The following is a 16,104-nucleotide window of genomic DNA, read 5'->3' as shown; positions in this document are numbered from 1 at the left end:
GACATGCTTGACACGACAGCGCTGAAAGACATCCGCCCCTACATCGCCACGCCCAACTACGGCGGTGTGCTGTGCACCAGCTACGTGCGCAGCCTGCTGGGCCTGGTCAACCTGGCCTACAGCCACGGCTTTTCGATGCAGACGCGCTTCCTGGACGGCGACAGCCTGATCACGCGCGCGCGCAACCGCATGGTGGCCGAATTCATGGCCGACCCACGCTGGACGCACCTGTTCTGGATCGATGCCGACATCGGCTTCGAGCCCGAGGCCGCGCTGCGCCTGCTCCTGTCCGGGCACGACGTGGTGGCCGGCGTCTACCCGCACAAGATCGACGCCTGGCCGGCGCAGGGTTTGGATGAAGCTCTGCCCGCCGGCAGCACGCGCGCGGACTTCGAGGCGCGCTATGGCAGCTTTCCGGCGAACCTTCTGGCGGGCGGAGAAGTCGACGCCGACGGCTTCATGGAAGTGCTGGACGCACCCACCGGCTTCATGCTGATCGCGCGCCGCGTGTTCGACAAGATGGCCGCTGCGCTGCCCGAGTTGCGCTACACGCCGGATGGCGCCGGCCACCCGCTGATCCGCCAGGGCCAGAGCGCGCCGCCGCCGCACTACCGCTTCTTCGACGTGCTGGCCGAGCCGGACAACGGGCGCTATTTGACCGAGGATTACGCTTTCTGCCGGCGCTGGCAATCGATCGGGGGCAAGGTCCATGTGGATGCGCGCTCGCGGCTGACGCACCAGGGGCACAAGACCTACACGGGGGACTTTGGCAGGGCGTTGTCGGCGAAGGGCTGATCGTGCTTCCTTGCCATTGATGTCTGAGGCAGAACATCCCATGGGAGAAACGAAGATGCCAAAGCATCGGATTTTCGCGACACCGTTTGCGAAGGTGTATCCGTTGTACGTCCAAAAGGCGGAGCGCAAGAACCGTACGAAGGAAGAAGTCGATCAGGTCATTCGCTGGCTGACGGGCTACGACCCCGCGGGACTGCAGCAGCAGATCGAACAGGAGAATGATTTCGAGGCATTCTTCCGCCATGCCCCAGCCATGCATCCGAACAGCTCGCTCATCAAGGGCGTCGTCTGCGGCGTTCGCGTCGAAGAAATCGATGACCCGCTGATGCAGAAGATCCGCTACCTGGACAAGCTGATCGACGAGCTTGCGAAGGGAAAGCCGATCCAGAAGATCTTGCGGAACTAGTGCCCTCGCATCCTTGAAAGTGGGACCTGCGCGCCAAAGGCAGAACTCGGGCCAGAACCGTGCACTGAGCTCGCTTCGCCAAGTCCAATGAGATCTGTGCGGTCCATACTTAGCAGCCGCAGAACTCCATATTTGGACGGCTGTCGGCCAAGAGCCGACTTTTGAGGCCGTCACCCAACTCGCCCGGTAGCGGCCGTTCACCGCAGTGTTCGGCGCGGCTTAAGACGGACGCGCGTGCGTCACGCGCGCAGCAAACGCCCCAAATGATCTCGCGCAAGTGCGGTGCGAATGTGGTCTCGACTGGGACCCTCCTTGGACTCGATATAGCCGATCAGGTGCTGACGTCGGTGCTGCTCGGGTTGTGGATGATTTCCCACAGGTGTCCGTCAAGGTCGCGGAAGTAGCCGGAGTAGATGCCCCAGGGCCGGTCGTGTAGGGCGGTGACGGGCGCCCCCGCCGCCTCGGCTTTGGCCAAAAGCGCGTCTACCTCATCGCGAGTCGCGACAACGTGACCGAGACTGAACTCGCCGCTCTGCGCTGGCCCCTGCGTGATGCCTGCGTCTTTCGCGAGTTCGCTGCGCGGATAGAGGGCGAGGATCTGCCCCCCGTTGAGGCGAAACATGACTATTGCGCCCGCGGGGTGGGTATCGTCGCCAGCGAATTCGGTTGCTGTCACACCGGGCGACTCGAGCCCAAGCGACCGGTAGAAGGCAAGCGCCCGCTCCAAGTTCTCCACGGCCAGCGTGATCACGTGGATCTGAGGCTTCATTGGTCCTCCTTATTCGCTCACACGCTCACATGATAGGACGACCGCAAGTAGTAGTCTTCAGCCGGTCGCCGCCTAGGCCTCGCGCTGAGTGAGCTCGCTGCCGTCAATGTTCCGCCAGTACGTCCCGGCAATTTCAACATTCTTGAATCATGCTCCGGATCGCACTTCTGCTTCGGGGCCCTGAGCTCGCCCAGCGGTGGCGGGCTACAGTCGCAACACCGGGCATTCAATGTGAATGCCAGAAAGCAGCGACTTGACGCCGCTCTCGACCCAGCGCCGTTGATCATGTCGTCCGATTCATCGCCTCGAAGCAGACGCCGGGGCCCTTCGACGCTGCGGCTCTCGGCGTACTCGCCCGCCACCGCCCCCAACCCTACCCTGCGCGACGGTGCCCGTGTGTCTTGGTGCCTTCGATGATCGTTTCCTCGCTTCGTCCGGCGGCGAGGAGCCTGTCTTCGGCATCCTTCAAGAGCGCGCAGTCGATCGCAAGCGGGGTGCCGAGCCAGAGGGCGCGTCGCGTGTGGTCGAGCAACTGCGAGCCCGTCAGCGGATGGACGAGGATGTCGAGCCAGGGGGGACGGGAGAACATCAGCCACGACACATAGTCGGCGAACGCTTCACGCGTGAACAACACTTCGAAGCTGCCGCGCCGGTGCGGCCCTGCAGGGAATGGGGTGAAACCATGGACCTCGAGGTGATCCGTCCCGGCAAAAGTCAGCCGGGGACGTGCTCGACCGGCTGGTTTGCCGGTGCCGGCGGCCGCGCCGGCACCAGTCCATATTGCGCCATCACCTGAGCCAACCTCATTCGATCAGGCAGCCCGCCCGCGTTGACGACGGCGCCGACATCGTGGAAGTACTGCGGCCCGATGTCCGGCGTCATGATGACCAGCGCGCGCACCGCGGCATCTGTCTTGTTGATGAAGTGATGTGTCGAGCCCCGCGGCGTCGACATCCAGTCGCCCGGCTCGAGGTCGCGCGATTCCCCGTCGACGGAATAGCGCAGCGTGCCTTCCAGGACGTAGACGCACTCCTCGTTGTCGGTGTGGCTGTGTGGCGGAGGAACGATGGCCCCCGCAGGCACCGTCATCTCGAACACGCCCAACCCGCCCTTTTCCGCACCATCGACGAGATAGCGGATCTCGAGTTGGCCTACCTTGATCAATTCGCCACTCATGACGCTCTCCTGGGTTCGTTGCCGGACCGGGTATCGGGACCGGTGCGACGAAATGTAGTCCGTTGCACAAATCTTATAAATAGTGTCAAGTTCAACCCACTGTTGCAAGGACATCGCTAATGAAAAGCAGGCTGGCCGGCATGAACGTGTTCGCGGAGGTGGTGGGCGCGAAGAGCTTTTCCGCCGCCGCTGACAAGCTCGGCATCTCAAAATCGCTCGCGAGCCGGGAGGTCAGCGCGCTGGAGCGCTCGCTGGCGGTGAAGCTGCTGAACCGCACGACGCGCAAGCTCAGCCTGACCGAAGCCGGCAGCATCTTCTATGAGCACTGCGTGAACATCCTGCACGAAGCAGAACTTGCCGAGCGGCGCGTGACGCAGGCTCAGTCCGAGCCGGCCGGAGTCGTGAAGATGACCGCGATCCCGGCGTTCGCGGTGCGGCACGTCTTGCCGGCAATCGTCGAATTCCAGCAGCAGTATCCAAAGATCCAGGTCAGGCTCTCCTGCAGCAATCGCACGGTGGACTTGGGCGCCGAGGGCTTCGACCTCGGCATCCGTTCGTCGCCCCCCGCGCCGAATCTGGTCGCACGAAAGCTCGCGGTCAGCCGACTCGTCTTGCTTGCCTCGCCGGCGTATCTCGCGCAGCGCGGCACGCCGCGCCGGATCGAGGACGTGGAAAAGCACGACTGCGTGCTCTTCCCAATGCTCGCGCCCAAAGGGATCTGGGCGTTCCGGCGCAGCGGGCAGAAATACGCGGTGAAGGTTCCGGCTTCATTCGAGACCGATGATCTGGAGGCCGTCCGCGCGGCCATCCTTTCCGGCCTCGGTGTGGGCCTGCTGCCGCGCCACATGGTGGGCGCGGACGTGCGGCAAGGGACCCTCGTGCCGTTGCTGCGGCAGTTCCAGCCGGCGCCCGAGGGCGGCATTTATCTGGTCTATCTGCCCAATCGCACGCAGCCGTCACGGGTGCGGGTGCTTATTGACTTTCTCATCGCGCGCTTCGGACCCGTGCCGCCGTGGGAGGAGGGTTGGTAGCGACGGGCGGCACAAGCAGCCAGGTGAGGTGCCAGGAAGCTGCCCGTCGCCATCAACAGGAACTGGCCGTTCAGTGACTTTGACGAAGGTCAGCTTTCATTGATGCTGAAGGCCCGGACTGGGGCCCCAAGCCGACCCACAACCCCCAGCAAAAACAAGCAGTCGCGTCCAACCCCCCATTGGCCAAGACCCCCTAAAAGTCCGAGCATCCGTTCTGCCTCTCCGTATCCAGGCAGCTCGTGAGGTTCGGCCGTGTCCGCACGCGCGACCATTCGCGCGCCAGCAGGTCGTTGCCCTGCTGCGCCCGGTCGCCTTCCAGCGGGCCGCTGGCCAGGCAGATCGGGGCCTGGCCGATGTTGCGATCGTAGAGATAGGTGGTGGGCTCCTCGCGCAGCACGTCGACAAAACGTGCCGGCACGGGCAGGGGCTTGGCGGCCCCTTCGCTCACCAGCAACCGGCCCGGCACCACGTTGACCAGGTAGCCCTCGGCGGACGTGAAGGTGCCGAACACCGGGTAGCTGCCGGCCGGGCTTTGCAGGCCGGCGGTGGTGCCCGGCGTGCCGGTGATGCCCACGCCGGTGTCGCCCAGGATCAGGCCGCCCAGCGTGTAGGTGAATGCTGGATTGGGCTGCCCGGTGCTGCGTGAGAAGCTGCCCAAGGTGACGGTGACGGATGGCTGCTGCGCATAGATGAAGTGGTTGTCGCCCGGCGACACCGTCACCGTGCACAGGCCCAGGTAGGCGCAGTGATAAAGATTGGGGAACTGGCCCGAGCCGACCAGCCCGCCGCGCGTTTCGCCCACCCAGGTGTCGGCCCAGATTCGCCACGGCGCGCCGCTCATGCTGCCGCCCGCGTTCTGGAAGGTGGTGGCGGCCACCAGGTCGGCGCCGTTGCTGCTGCTCACGTTGCTGGCCAGGATCAGCTCGCCCGACAAGGTACGGATCAGCACCGTGTCGGCCGCCATCGAGCTGGCCGCGCGCACCTGCGGCAGGTTGCCGGCCGCATCCCAACCGGTGACCGAGACCGGCCCGACGCGCAGGGCCGCGCTGTTGACGAACTCGAAGCGCCCCGCCGCGCCGCCGCCCAGGGTGCTGGCGCTGACGTTGTTGCCGGGGTCGGCCAGGATCACGTTGCCGCCGGACGACTGCGCCAGCAAGGTGCCGGCGCTGATGGCGGCGCCGGCCGCCTGCGTGATGTTGCCGCCGCTGATGAGGCTCAAGGTCGGCGCCGATATCGCCCCCTGCAGGTTGATGTTGCCGCCGCCACCGTTTTGCAGCGTGAGCGGCACGCTGCTCGCCATGGGCGCCAGCACGTCGATGTTGCCGGCGTGCGTGCTGCTGCCCACCACCACGGCCGCGGCCGTCATGCGCGCCATCTCGTCGCTCGACACCGCGAAGCCGGTGGCGCCGGACCCACCCAGCAGGCTGATGGTGTTGGCGGTGCGGTCCACGCCCGCGCCGGTGGCCGCGTCGACGCCGCCCGGGCGCAGGTTCAGCACCTGGCCGGCGCGCACGGTGCCGTCGATCGCGAGGGCGTCGCTGCTGCCGTTGTTGGCGGCGCGCAGCACCACGTGGCGATTGCCGTCGATGCGCGAGGCCGCGAAGGTCTGGCCCTGTTCGTTGGTGGTGGCGCCGGACAGCAGCACGCCCGCGCCGCCGTCCAGCGATTCGCCGGTCACTTCGATGTCGCCGCTGCCGGTGGTGGTCAAGAGCGTGCCGCCCCGCAGCGACACGCCGGTGCCGGGCTGGACGCCAGCCTGGCGCAGGCCGCGCACCGCGATGTTCCCGTCTACCGTGGAAAGCAGGGCACCGTCGATGCTCACGCCATGCCCGGGTGCGTCGGCGCTGTTGCTGGCGAAGGCACCGACGCCGGTGATGGTGATGTCGCCGCTGGTGGTCTGGATGCTGCCGCTGCCCTCGGCGCTGAAGATGGTGCTGGCGATGCGCACGCCGGTCCCGCTCTGCGAGAAGCCGCTGATCGCCACGTCGCCGCTGGACGTGAAGATGCTCGTTCTGTCGAGGTCGATCGCCGCGCGCGTGAAGCCGTCCACCTGGGTGCCCGGCGCCGGCACCGTCAGACTGACATTGCCGCCAGGATTGCTGTCGAGGCCGCCGACGCGCGTGTCGATGAAGGCGCCGCTCATGCAAATGCCGCAGTCCGAAAAGCCATTGCCCAGCGCCCGCATCGTCACGTTGCCGCCGTTGGTGCGGATCAGCCCGTCATAGTTGATCGACCCGCTGGCCCCGTCCACGCCGGCATTGAACTCCACGTTCAAGGGCGCCGAGTTGGCCTGGATGATGGTGTCGCCGAAGGTCGAGCTGATCGAGCGGCCCGCATCCAGCCTGAAGGTGACGGGCGTTTCTCCGGTGTCGAGATTGATCTCGACTCCGCGGTCGAAGGTGATGTTGCCCAGGAAAGACGTGGCATCGGGCACGCCGGTGCCGATGGTGACGCTGGTGCCCTTGTTGAGGGCGTCGTTGATATCGCCATCCTGGATGGTCGAATTGGCGATCGGCTCGAACGGGTTGGTGGGCAGGCTGCCGCTGGCGACGCCGTCCACGATGTTGACGTCGAACGGGTCGATCAGCCAGGTGCCCGCCTGGCCGGCCGCCGCCGAGGCATCGACCCGGATGCCGGTGAGGTCGACGTTGTGGCCCGATGTTTCCACCAGGCCGCCGTTGCCGCCCGACGCGCCTGCGCGCGCGCTGTAGCTGCCGTGGCTGCGCAGGTCGCCGTCGGCCACCACGCGAATCGTGCCGCCGCTGCCCACCGGCGTGACGGCGTCGGCCCGCATGCCCACGTTCTGGTCCAGCGCGATGGCGCCACTGCCCAGGAAGCTGATGCTGCCGCCGCTGCCCGCGCCGCTGGCATCGATCAGGTGGGCCACCGGGCCGAAGGAATTGACCAGCTGGATGTCGCGCCCGCGCACTTCGATGCTGCCGCCAGCCCGCGTTTGCGAAGCCACGCTCAGCAGGGGGGCGCCGATGCTGGCCTCCGAGTCGTCGGAGTAGGTCATCGACACGTCGGTGCCGCGCCCGTCGATCACGATGCGCCCGCCTTCGGCCTGCATGAAGCCGGCGCCGAACGCCATGCGCTGCTGCACGCCGTAGGCCGGGCCGGTGTCGGGGGTGGTGCTCAGGACGCCGGTGCTGACGTCCCGGTTGACGGTGAAGGCGGCGCTGCCTGCCTTGCCCGAGACGGCAATCTGCCGGCCCGCGCCCGCCACGATGCTGGTGGCGTTGAGCAGCACGCCGTGCGAGCCGCCCACGGTGGCGCTGTTGCTGCCGGTGGAAGCGAGCAGGCGCGATTGGAAAACCGCGTCGTTGCCCAGCGCCGTCAGGTCGGCGCCGGTGCCGTCGATGCTGACGTTGCCGTTGCCGGTGCTGACCAGCGCGTTGTTCAAGGTCACGCCGGCGCCGCTGGTGGCGCTGTTGTTTTCCCGGCTGTCGAAGACAACGGCCGACTCACCGCTGCGCCAGCCGCGCGTGTCGCCGCTGATGCGGATGTCGCCCGAGGTCGATTCGATCGAAGACTGGCCGGGCAGCGCGGCCAGCGCGGCGACGGCGATTAGTTCGCTGAGCGACCCCGTCGCCAGCACGCCCGAAGCGCCCAGCGCGCCGCGCCCGTCCACGCTGATGGCGCCGCTGCCGCTGAGCAGACTGCTGCCCACCATGTACACGCCGTTGCCGCTGCTGACCGTCGAGCCCTCCTCCGTCGCGCTGATGCCCTGGCCGCGCAGGCTGATGGCGCCGCCGCCGGTGCATGCAGTCTGGCCGGCGGCGCAGGTGGACACGAGGCTCTCCGACATGGCGATGCCGTCTTCGACGAAGTTGAAATCCGAGAAGCTGCCCACCGCGCGGCCATTGACCGGATCGCTCTGCCCATAGAAGCGCACGTCGCCGCCGTTGCTGGCGATGACGGCGTTGTTCATCACGATGGCGCCGCCTTCGTTCGCGTTGGGGGAGCCGGTGTAGATCTCCGCCGTCCCCGCCAGGATGCCCTTGGCATCGGCGTTGAAATCGACATTCAGCGCGCCGCTGGACGACACCAGCGCCGAATTGGACGCCATGCCGATGTTGCGCGTCGAGTTGACGGTGAAACTGGCGTTGCCCCCCGTGTTCTTGATCACCTGCGCGTCGACGTCGAAGCGCACGCCGAAGCCGGCGGAAACGTTCACCTCGCCGACGTCCGCCCGCAGCGCGGCGCTTTCCAGCATCACGCTCGTGGATTTGTCGAGGGCATCGCTCAGGACGCTCGCATCGATGATGCTGCCGCCGTCCGTTGGCGCCGTCGGCGCGGTAGCGGTGGCCTGGAAGACGGTGATGTCCTGCCCCGAGCGGATGTTCAGCCGGCCGCCGCTCGCCTCGATCTGGCCCGACACGCGCATGCTGTCCGCGCTGAAGACATCGCGCCCCTCGTTGTCGACACTCACGCCCGCGCTCAGCACGATCTCGCCATTGCGCTGCTCGATGCTGTTGGCGCGCAGCACGCCACTCTGGTTGACCACCTGCGCCTTGGCGGTGGAGGCCGCCATCAACGCAATGCGGCCGCCGTCGGCGGTGATGGAGCCGGTGTTGTTCACCAGCGCGGAGGTGGCGGCCGAATCGGCCGGGATGGTGAATCGGGTAAGGCCATCGCCGTCGAAGTCCACCGTCACCTTGCGCGCCGACACCAGGCCGACGGAGCCGCGCGCCACGTCGATATTGCCCGCGTTGATGACTTCGTCGCCGAACAACCCGACCGTGCCGCCGGCACCCACGGCGATGCTGGTGTAGTTCTCCACCTTCGCGGGCGTGCCTGCACCTCGCTCGAACACCAGCTGCTTGCCGTCCATGAAGTTGGTATTGCTGATGTCGAGCGTGGAAGCGATCAGGCCGCCCACGCTGACCGAGGAGCCCGCGCTGAACAACACCCCGTTGGGATTGACCAGGTAGACATGGCCATTGGCCTTGAGCGTGCCCGCGATGGTCGACAGGTCACTGCCCTTCACACGGTTGAGCAGCACGCTGGCGTTGCTGAGCTGGTTCACGAAGACCGCGCTGCCAGAAGCGATGGAAAAGCTCTGCCACTCAGCGATGGCGCGCGGCGTGTTTTGCTGGATGTTCATGACCGTGGCCGAGCCCGGCCGCAGTTCCACGCTGCCACCTCCCGGGACGGGAACCAGGTTGGCGCCGCCACCCGCAGGAACGGGCAGGTTCTGCGCCAGCGCCGGCGTCAGTCCCAGGCAGATCAGGCTGAGCGCCAGCGGCGTCAGGCGCAGTTCGCGGCGCGCCGCCCGGCGGGCCATACTTGATTCGGAATGGTTCATGGCGCCCGCCTAGAAAAACTTCTGCAACTGCACAAACAGCCGCGGGTTGTGGCCACCGCCATCGGTGATGGCCTCGCGCGTGCCGGCGCGCCAAGCCAGAGTGGCATTGAGGGCGAAGTTGCCGGGCCGCGCCCACGACAGGCCGAAGCCGGCGCCGCGCAGGCTCTGGGTGTTGTCGGTCTCGGTGCTGAACGGGTCCTTGGCGATCTTGCCGCGGGCCGCGTCGTAGAACACGTAGGGCGTGAGCTCGTCGTTGAAGGACCAGCGCCATTCGACGGTGCCGATCAGCCCTTCGTCCACCAGCAGCTCGCCCGAAGGGTAGGCCCGCACCGCGCGGGCGCCGCCCAGCGACAGCTTTTGCGAAGGGTCCAGGTTCTTGTCGGCCCATTGCCCGCCCAGGCTCAGGTAGAGCGAGTGCTGCGGCACGATGGCCTGCAGGCGCGAGAAGCGGAAGGTGAGCTTGTCGAAGCCGCCTTCGGTGTGGCGCCCGAACACGCTCTGGTCGACGGCCTCGCTCAAGGGGTCTCGAATGTCCAGTCGGCCGTGGTAGTAGTTGCCGGAGCTGGCCCAGTAGCCGCCGCCCAGCAAATCGTCGCGCAGCTCCCACGACCAGCCGAGGCCGAAGCCGTGCACGCGCTTCTTCGAATCGAAGGCCAGGGCGTCGAAGTGATCGGACAAGTCCTGGATGTCGGCGCCTGCGCGCAGGAAAAGGTTCTGGCGGCGCGAGCGGATCAGCGGGTAGTTGAGCGAGATGTCGGCAATGTCGGCGGTGCCGTGCGCGTCCAGGTCGACGAAATCGCCGCCCAGCTCGTAGCGCACGTGGGCCAGGCCGATGCCGGCGCGCAGGCCGTCGGCACCGATCGGCGCCTCGTAGGACACGCGGCCGAACACCATGCCCTCGTCCGAGGCCATCAGCCGCGCATCGACGTTGTCGCCGATGCCCGATGGGCTCAGCCAGCGCGCAGTGCCGGCGATGCGGTAGCGGCCCGATTCCTCCGTGCCATGGTTGTCGGCGTCCAGCGCAAACTCCCAGCGCGGCGCCGCCACCACGTCCACCGTGAGATCGGTGGTACCGGCCTGCGCGCCTTCCTGCAAGGCCGAGGTGACGCGGATGCCGGGCTGGTCCGACAACAGCAGCATGGCGCGCTCGTAGTTGGGCGAATCCACCGCGCTGCCCTGCTGCAGGCGGGCCAGGAAGGCGCGCACCCGTTCTTCGCTGATCGGCGCATCGGGCGCCACGTTGACCAGCACCCGGCCCAGCCGCCCTTCGATGATGCTGATCTCCACCACGCCATCGCGCACGGTCTGCACCGGCACCACGGCCTGCGCCAGGAAGTAGCCACGCTCGCGGTACAGCTGCGTGATGGCCTGCGCCAACTGCTCCAGGTCGGCCAACGTGACGTCGCGCCCGATGTAGGGGCGGGTTACCGCGGCCAGCGCCTCGGCCGGCAGCGCCTGGGCGCCGTTGAGGCGCAGGTCGTTCAGGCGAAATGAGGTCTGCGGCGCCGGCGTGGCGGGCAAGGCTTGCGTCGGCGCGCCAGGCGGTGGTACGGCCTGGGCCAGGGCTGGTGCGTTGGTTGCGCAGCTGGTGCAGGGGTTCTGCGTGGGCGTGAGCGTGGTGCTCTCGATCTGCTGCGACTGCGCCTGGGCCTGCTCCGAGCCCACGAGCGCCAGCGCCGCCAGCACCAGCGCTGTCTTCCTGTTGTTCTTCTTCATGCCGCGCTCCCCACCGTCATGCGCCAGTTGCCGATCAGGTTGAAGGGCGCCCAGAAGAAGGGATGGGCCATGCGCGGCTGCTTCAGCACCGCCAGCTGGCCGGCCTGCATGGCGCGCTGCACGTCGCGGCCCTTGGCCAGCTCGGAATAGACGGTGCTCATCAGCACCTCGGTGGCGTCGTCCGACACCGGCCACAGCGAGGCGATCAGCGCCGAGGTGCCGGCCGACAGGAAGGAGCGGGTGAAGCCCAGCACCTCGTCGCCCTTGGCGACCCGGCCCAGGCCCGATTCGCAGGCCGACAGCGTCACCAGCGCGGTGCCCTGCATCGGCATGGCCAGGATCTCGTGCGCCTCCAGGAAGTTCTGCTTGCCGCCCTCGTTGGCCAGCAGGATGCGCGAATAGAGCGGGTCGACCTGGTCGGCCTCGGCATGCGCGGCCACGTGCACGATGGGCGCGCGGTTCACCGCTTCGCGAAACTGCGTCTTGGTGGCCGCGGCGCCCAGGTAGAGGTTGTTGCGCGGGAACAGCTGGGCCAGCTGCTTCACTTCCACTTCGGCGCCGGGCAGATCGTATTTTTCTTCGATGCGCGGATTGCCGAAGGCCACCAGCGACGGCTCGGTGCTGCTCGCGCGCTGCGCCAGCTGCACCGCGATGGTCATCGAGGGCGACACCGACACCGGGTTGGTCTCGATCAGGTAGCGGCCGTCGGTGCGCAGCGCCTGGAAGGGCAGGTAGTGCAGCGGGCCATGCGGCACGATCACCACGCGTTGCCCCGGCGTCAGGCCCAGCGGCGCGATCAGCCCGGCCCCGAGCTTGTCGGCATTGGCAATGGCATTGCGCCGGCCGCGCACGACCGAGTTGCGGAAGGTCTCGACCAGCTCCACCAGCTCGTCGTGCTTGATCGGAATGGAATGCGATTTGACCTCGCCCGGGCTCACCACCCAGACCTGCAGCCGATCCGGCAGCGAGTGGAACTGCACCACCCGCTCGTCGCTCTTGAGCGCGCGCTGCAGTTGGCCCAGGTCGGCGCTGCTGGCGCTACCGGCTGCGTCGGTGCGGCCCAGCGCCGCGCGGCCGCGCACCGCGTCGAGCAGCGCGCGCGAGCGGCTGCGCTCGCTCACTTCCAGTGCCTGGCTCGCGTTGCCCGCGTCGCTGTACAGGCTCACCGCGCGATCGAAGATGACCTGCAGGTCGGAGAACAGGCCCATCTTGAATTCTTCGCTGCGGAACTTGGCCCGCACTGCATCGACGTCCTGCAGCGCGCGCGTGGACGCGTCCGCGGCGGCCTGTTTCTGGCCCAGCGCGGACTCGCTGCGTGCTACGCCGTCCCAGGCCCACATGCGGTAGTACTGCGCGTCCGCGCCCGCCTTGTAAGTGGTGAGCTTGAGGTAGGCGTCGCGTGCTTCGCCCGGCTTGTTCTCGGCCAGCAGCAGGCGCGCCTTGGTGCGCTCCAGCTGCGCCGCCAGCGAGGCATCCTTGGGCGCTTCGATCGTGGTGAGCAGCTGGCGCGCGCGCTCCGTGTTGCCCGATTCGATCAGGGCATTGGCCAGCGAGGCCTGCACCAGCGGCGTGTAGCGCGGCGAGCTGTTGGCCAGGGCCGTGTCATAGCTCAGCACCGCGCCGGCGTAATCGCCACGCCGCGTCTGCACGTCGCCCACCACCTTGTGCGCCGGGCCGACCACCAGCTTCGGGTCCTTGGCCTGATGGCGCAGCGCTTCGCGCGCGAACTCCTCGGCCTTCTCCAGCTGGCCCGAATAGCTGTAGACGATGGCCAGGTCGCGATTGGCAAAAGCCACCAGGTTCGGATCGCGCGTGGTGTTGGCCAGGTGCAGCGCCTTGCTGGCGGCGCGCACGCTCTGGCGGAAGTCGCCCGCTTCGGCCAGCGCCACCGCCTGGCTGCAGTACTGGTAGCCCGAGAGCTTGAGCGCGTCTTGCGAGTACAGGATGGCGCCGTCCTGTGTCAGCGCGAAGACGGTGTCGGCATCGGCCAGGCGCGCCTTTTCCTGCTTCGCCGCAGCGGCCTCGGCGTCGGGCGCTGCCTGGCGTTGCTGGGCAAAGGCGCGCGGCCCGGCACCGAGCGCCAGCATCAGCACGGCCAGCACGCAAGCGGTGGAAAGCGCAAGGGCCAGGCGCCTCGTTCGCGCGATCTCTTCAGGAAGGAAGAGGAATCTTGTTGTGTGGCACCGTTGCATTCGACCCCCGCACGCAGCCCGGAAGGCGTCGCGCGAAGTGCGCGCCCGCTACAGCCAGGGTGCGGCGCAGTCTAGAAGTGGCTCCTTTATGTGACCATTCTCAAGACGGTCTAGGGCGAACGGCTTAACTCGCGCAAGGGATGCGCGGGCACTTCAGGCCGCTTCAGGCCACTTCATGTCGCATCGGGTTTGAAGCCCAGCTTGCGCATGGCAGAGGCCAAACCGCTGCGGCGCCGGTCCATGTCGGACCACGGTGCGTTGCCGACGGTGATGCGCTCTTCGATGTTCTCCAGGGTCCAGTGGTCGCCACTCTTGAGGCTTGGCAACTCGTCCCATTCGAGCGGCACCGACACGCCCAGTCTCGGCCGCGCACGCACCGACCAGGCCGCCACGGTGGTGGCACCGAAGCCGTTGCGCAGGTAGTCGACAAAGATCTTGCCGACCCGGTTCTTCGGCCCGCTCTTGGCGACGAAGCGCTGCGGAATGGTTTGCGCCAGATGCTCCACCACGGCTCGCGAAAAATCCTTCACCGGGTCCCAGCCGTAGTGGCGCTTGATCGGCACCACCACGTGCAGGCCCTTGCCGCCGCTCGTCTTCAGATAGGCCGGCAGGCCCAGTTCGTCCAGCAGGGCCCGCACCAGCAGCGCGGCCTCTTGCACGCGCGGCCAACCCACGCCTTCGCCAGGGTCGAGGTCGAAGCAGATGCGCTCGGGCTTGTCGATGGCGCTCGACGTGGCGTTCCAGGTGTGCAGTTCCACCGTGTTCATCTGCGCGGCCGACACCAGGGCGGTGTCGGTGTCGATCTGCAGCAGCGGCTCGTGGTCCGGATCCAGCGCCGGGTCGAGCAGAGTCAGACCGGGGATCTCGCGCCGCTGCGCATGCTTCTGAAAAAAGAGCTCGGCGCCCACGCCTTCGGGTGCCCGCAACAGCGCCACCGGCCGGCCCTTCAGGTGCGGCAGCATCAGCGGCGCGATGCGCAGGTAGTAGGCCACCAGTTCGCCCTTGGTGATGCCGCTGGCCTTGTCGATCACGCGCTCGGCATGGGTGACGCGCACGCGCGGCGCCTTTGATGATGAAGCGGATGCTTCCTCGCCGCGCGCAGACGCCGCCTTCGCCTTGCCACCGGTGCCGGGTGCCTCGGCCGGCAACTCACGCTTGATCTCGTTGGCCGGCTTGTCGCCGCGCAGGCCCTGGAACACGGAGTGGCGGATGCGGCCGTCGCGCGTCCATTCGCCAAAGGACACCTCGGCCACCAGCCGCGGCTTGATCCACTGCGCCACCTTCACCGTGCTCGGCACGGCCTGCGCAAAGGGCGAACTCGACGCAGCCAGCGCATCGAACTGCTTCTTCAGATCCGAGAGGCGCGCCTCGTCGAAGCCGGTGCCGACATTGCCGCAGTACTGCAGCTCGCCCGAGCCATCGTGTACGCCCAGCAGCAGCGAGCCGAAGCCGGTGCGCGCGCCGGCCGGCGCGGTGTAGCCGCCGATCACGAACTCCTGGCGCAGCCCGTTCTTCAGCTTGATCCAACTGGGCGAGCGGCGCGACACGTAGGCCGAGTCGCGCTTCTTGCCGACGATGCCCTCGAAGCCCAGGCGCGCCGCCGCGGCCAAGAGGTCGCGCGGCGCCGCATCGAAGGCCTCGCTCACGCGCAGCAGCGGCGGCGTCTTCTCGCCGAGCAGGCCGCGCAGGATCACCGTGCGCTCCTCGAAAGGCGTGTCGCGCAGGTCATGCCCGTCGAGGTAGGGCACGTCGAAGATCCAGTAGACGATCTTGCCGGTGCTGCCGCGCTCGAAGGCGTTCTGCAGGGCCTGGAAATCCGGCGCGCCGCGTTCGTTCTCGACCACGATCTCGCCGTCGATCCAGCCCGAGCGCAAATCCAGCGTGCGCAAGGCCTTCACCAGTTCGGGCACCTTGTCGCTCCAGTCGTGGCCGTTGCGGGTGAAGACACGCACCTCCTTGCCATCGATGCGGGCCAGCAGGCGGTAACCGTCGAACTTCAATTCGTAGAGCCAGTCGCTCTCGGGCTGCGGCGGCGCGTCGACCAGGGTGGCGAGCTCCGGCGACAGCGTGGCGGGCAGGGCGGCCTTGGGCGGCGGCTTGATCTTGATGGGGGGCGCGGCCTTCGCCGGCTTGGGCTTGGCGGCGGCCTTCTTTTCGCCCAGCACGCTGTCGGGCATGGCCTCCAGCACGTCGTATTCATCGAGCGGCCGCACCTCGCCGTCGCGCTCCTTGATCAGGAGCCAGGGCGACTTCTTCTCGCCCTCCTTGCCCTTCATGCGAACCAGCACCCAGCGGCCGCGCAGCTTGTGGCCATGCAGGTCGAACTTCAGGTCGCCCTTGGCCAAGCCCTCATGCGGATCGCCGACGGGCTCCCACGCGCCGCGGTCCCAGACGATCACGCGGCCGGCGCCATAGTTGCCGGCCGGAATGGTGCCCTCGAAATCCGCATAGGACAGCGGATGGTCTTCCACCTCCACCGCCATGCGCTTGACGCTCGAATCCAGGCAAGGGCCCTTGGGCACGGCCCAGCTCTTGAGCGTGCCGTCCAGCTCGAGCCGGAAGTCGTAATGCAGGCGGCTGGCGAAGTGCTTCTGCACGACGAAGGACAAGGTTGCAGCGCCGGCCCGGCCGCCATCGCTGCTGGGCTCCGGGGTCTTCGCGAAATCGCGCTTGCGTTGGTAGTGGGCCAGGGCCTCACGCGTCTTGTCCAT

At 67.5% G+C, this 16,104-nt stretch carries 10 protein-coding genes; 3 read left to right on the top strand and 7 right to left on the bottom strand.

The window, feature by feature from the left end:
* Positions 1-3: 3 nt before the first annotated feature.
* Entirely contained in the window at positions 4-795 is a 792-nt protein-coding gene (locus tag ACIPRI_RS08510; RefSeq protein WP_446620984.1) for a hypothetical protein, read from the top strand.
* Between the two features lie 40 nt (positions 796-835).
* Positions 836-1,201, top strand: coding sequence for a DUF2200 domain-containing protein (locus tag ACIPRI_RS08505; protein WP_446620983.1), 366 nt, complete (start codon positions 836-838; stop codon positions 1,199-1,201).
* A 331-nt stretch (positions 1,202-1,532) separates the two neighbouring features.
* Here ACIPRI_RS08505 and ACIPRI_RS08500 read toward each other — a convergent pair whose 3' ends face one another.
* The 3 genes from ACIPRI_RS08500 to ACIPRI_RS08490 all read right to left on the bottom strand — a co-directional run bounded on the left by ACIPRI_RS08500 (position 1,533) and on the right by ACIPRI_RS08490 (position 3,146).
* Positions 1,533-1,970 (bottom strand): VOC family protein, encoded by a 438-nt coding sequence (locus ACIPRI_RS08500; protein WP_446620982.1) that lies wholly within the window; start codon positions 1,968-1,970, stop codon positions 1,533-1,535.
* Positions 1,971-2,343: 373 nt separating this feature from the next.
* Positions 2,344-2,688 (bottom strand): DOPA 4,5-dioxygenase family protein, encoded by a 345-nt coding sequence (locus ACIPRI_RS08495; protein WP_446621076.1) that lies wholly within the window; start codon positions 2,686-2,688, stop codon positions 2,344-2,346.
* Positions 2,685-3,146 carry a cupin domain-containing protein gene (locus ACIPRI_RS08490; RefSeq protein ID WP_446620981.1) on the bottom strand — a complete coding sequence of 154 codons (462 nt, stop codon included), beginning with the start codon at positions 3,144-3,146 and terminating at the stop codon, positions 2,685-2,687. Before ACIPRI_RS08490 ends, ACIPRI_RS08495 begins: the two co-directional genes overlap by 4 nt.
* Before the next feature lie 119 nt (positions 3,147-3,265).
* Between ACIPRI_RS08490 and ACIPRI_RS08485 the strand changes: the two genes are divergently transcribed.
* Positions 3,266-4,177, top strand: a complete 912-nt coding sequence (locus ACIPRI_RS08485; RefSeq protein ID WP_446620980.1) for a LysR family transcriptional regulator — start codon at positions 3,266-3,268, stop codon at positions 4,175-4,177.
* A gap of 193 nt (positions 4,178-4,370) precedes the next feature.
* Here ACIPRI_RS08485 and ACIPRI_RS08480 read toward each other — a convergent pair whose 3' ends face one another.
* From ACIPRI_RS08480 to ligD, 4 genes are all read right to left on the bottom strand, one after another.
* A complete protein-coding gene (locus ACIPRI_RS08480; protein WP_446620979.1) occupies positions 4,371-9,485 on the bottom strand; it encodes a beta strand repeat-containing protein in 5,115 nt (1,704 codons plus the stop codon).
* A 9-nt stretch (positions 9,486-9,494) separates the two neighbouring features.
* Positions 9,495-11,201: a ShlB/FhaC/HecB family hemolysin secretion/activation protein gene (locus tag ACIPRI_RS08475; protein WP_446620978.1), complete on the bottom strand. Its 1,707-nt coding sequence runs from the start codon at positions 11,199-11,201 to the stop codon at positions 9,495-9,497.
* Positions 11,198-13,303 (bottom strand): CHAT domain-containing protein, encoded by a 2,106-nt coding sequence (locus tag ACIPRI_RS08470; protein ID WP_446620977.1) that lies wholly within the window; start codon positions 13,301-13,303, stop codon positions 11,198-11,200. The genes ACIPRI_RS08475 and ACIPRI_RS08470 overlap by 4 nt, the downstream gene beginning before the upstream one ends.
* Before the next feature lie 263 nt (positions 13,304-13,566).
* The gene (gene ligD, locus ACIPRI_RS08465) at positions 13,567-16,104 is read right to left on the bottom strand and encodes a DNA ligase D (protein WP_446620976.1); all 2,538 of its coding nucleotides are present in this window, start codon (positions 16,102-16,104) and stop codon (positions 13,567-13,569) included.

It is taken from the genome of Variovorax sp. LARHSF232, from assembly GCF_052871435.1.
Note: the sequence above shows the minus strand (reverse complement) of the source record. Positions and strands in the feature narration are given on the sequence as shown.

What these genes read in the sequence shown, in the direction of transcription:
- ACIPRI_RS08510 (WP_446620984.1), top strand. Translation starts at nt 4, where the DNA reads ATGCTTGACACGACAGCGCTGAAAGACATCCGCCCCTACATCGCCACG.
- ACIPRI_RS08505 (WP_446620983.1), top strand. Translation starts at nt 836, where the DNA reads ATGGGAGAAACGAAGATGCCAAAGCATCGGATTTTCGCGACACCGTTT.
- ACIPRI_RS08500 (WP_446620982.1), bottom strand. Translation starts at nt 1,970, where the DNA reads ATGAAGCCTCAGATCCACGTGATCACGCTGGCCGTGGAGAACTTGGAG.
- ACIPRI_RS08490 (WP_446620981.1), bottom strand. Translation starts at nt 3,146, where the DNA reads ATGAGTGGCGAATTGATCAAGGTAGGCCAACTCGAGATCCGCTATCTC.
- ACIPRI_RS08485 (WP_446620980.1), top strand. Translation starts at nt 3,266, where the DNA reads ATGAAAAGCAGGCTGGCCGGCATGAACGTGTTCGCGGAGGTGGTGGGC.
- ACIPRI_RS08480 (WP_446620979.1), bottom strand. Translation starts at nt 9,485, where the DNA reads ATGAACCATTCCGAATCAAGTATGGCCCGCCGGGCGGCGCGCCGCGAA.
- ACIPRI_RS08475 (WP_446620978.1), bottom strand. Translation starts at nt 11,201, where the DNA reads ATGAAGAAGAACAACAGGAAGACAGCGCTGGTGCTGGCGGCGCTGGCG.
- ligD (WP_446620976.1), bottom strand. Translation starts at nt 16,104, where the DNA reads ATGGACAAGACGCGTGAGGCCCTGGCCCACTACCAACGCAAGCGCGAT.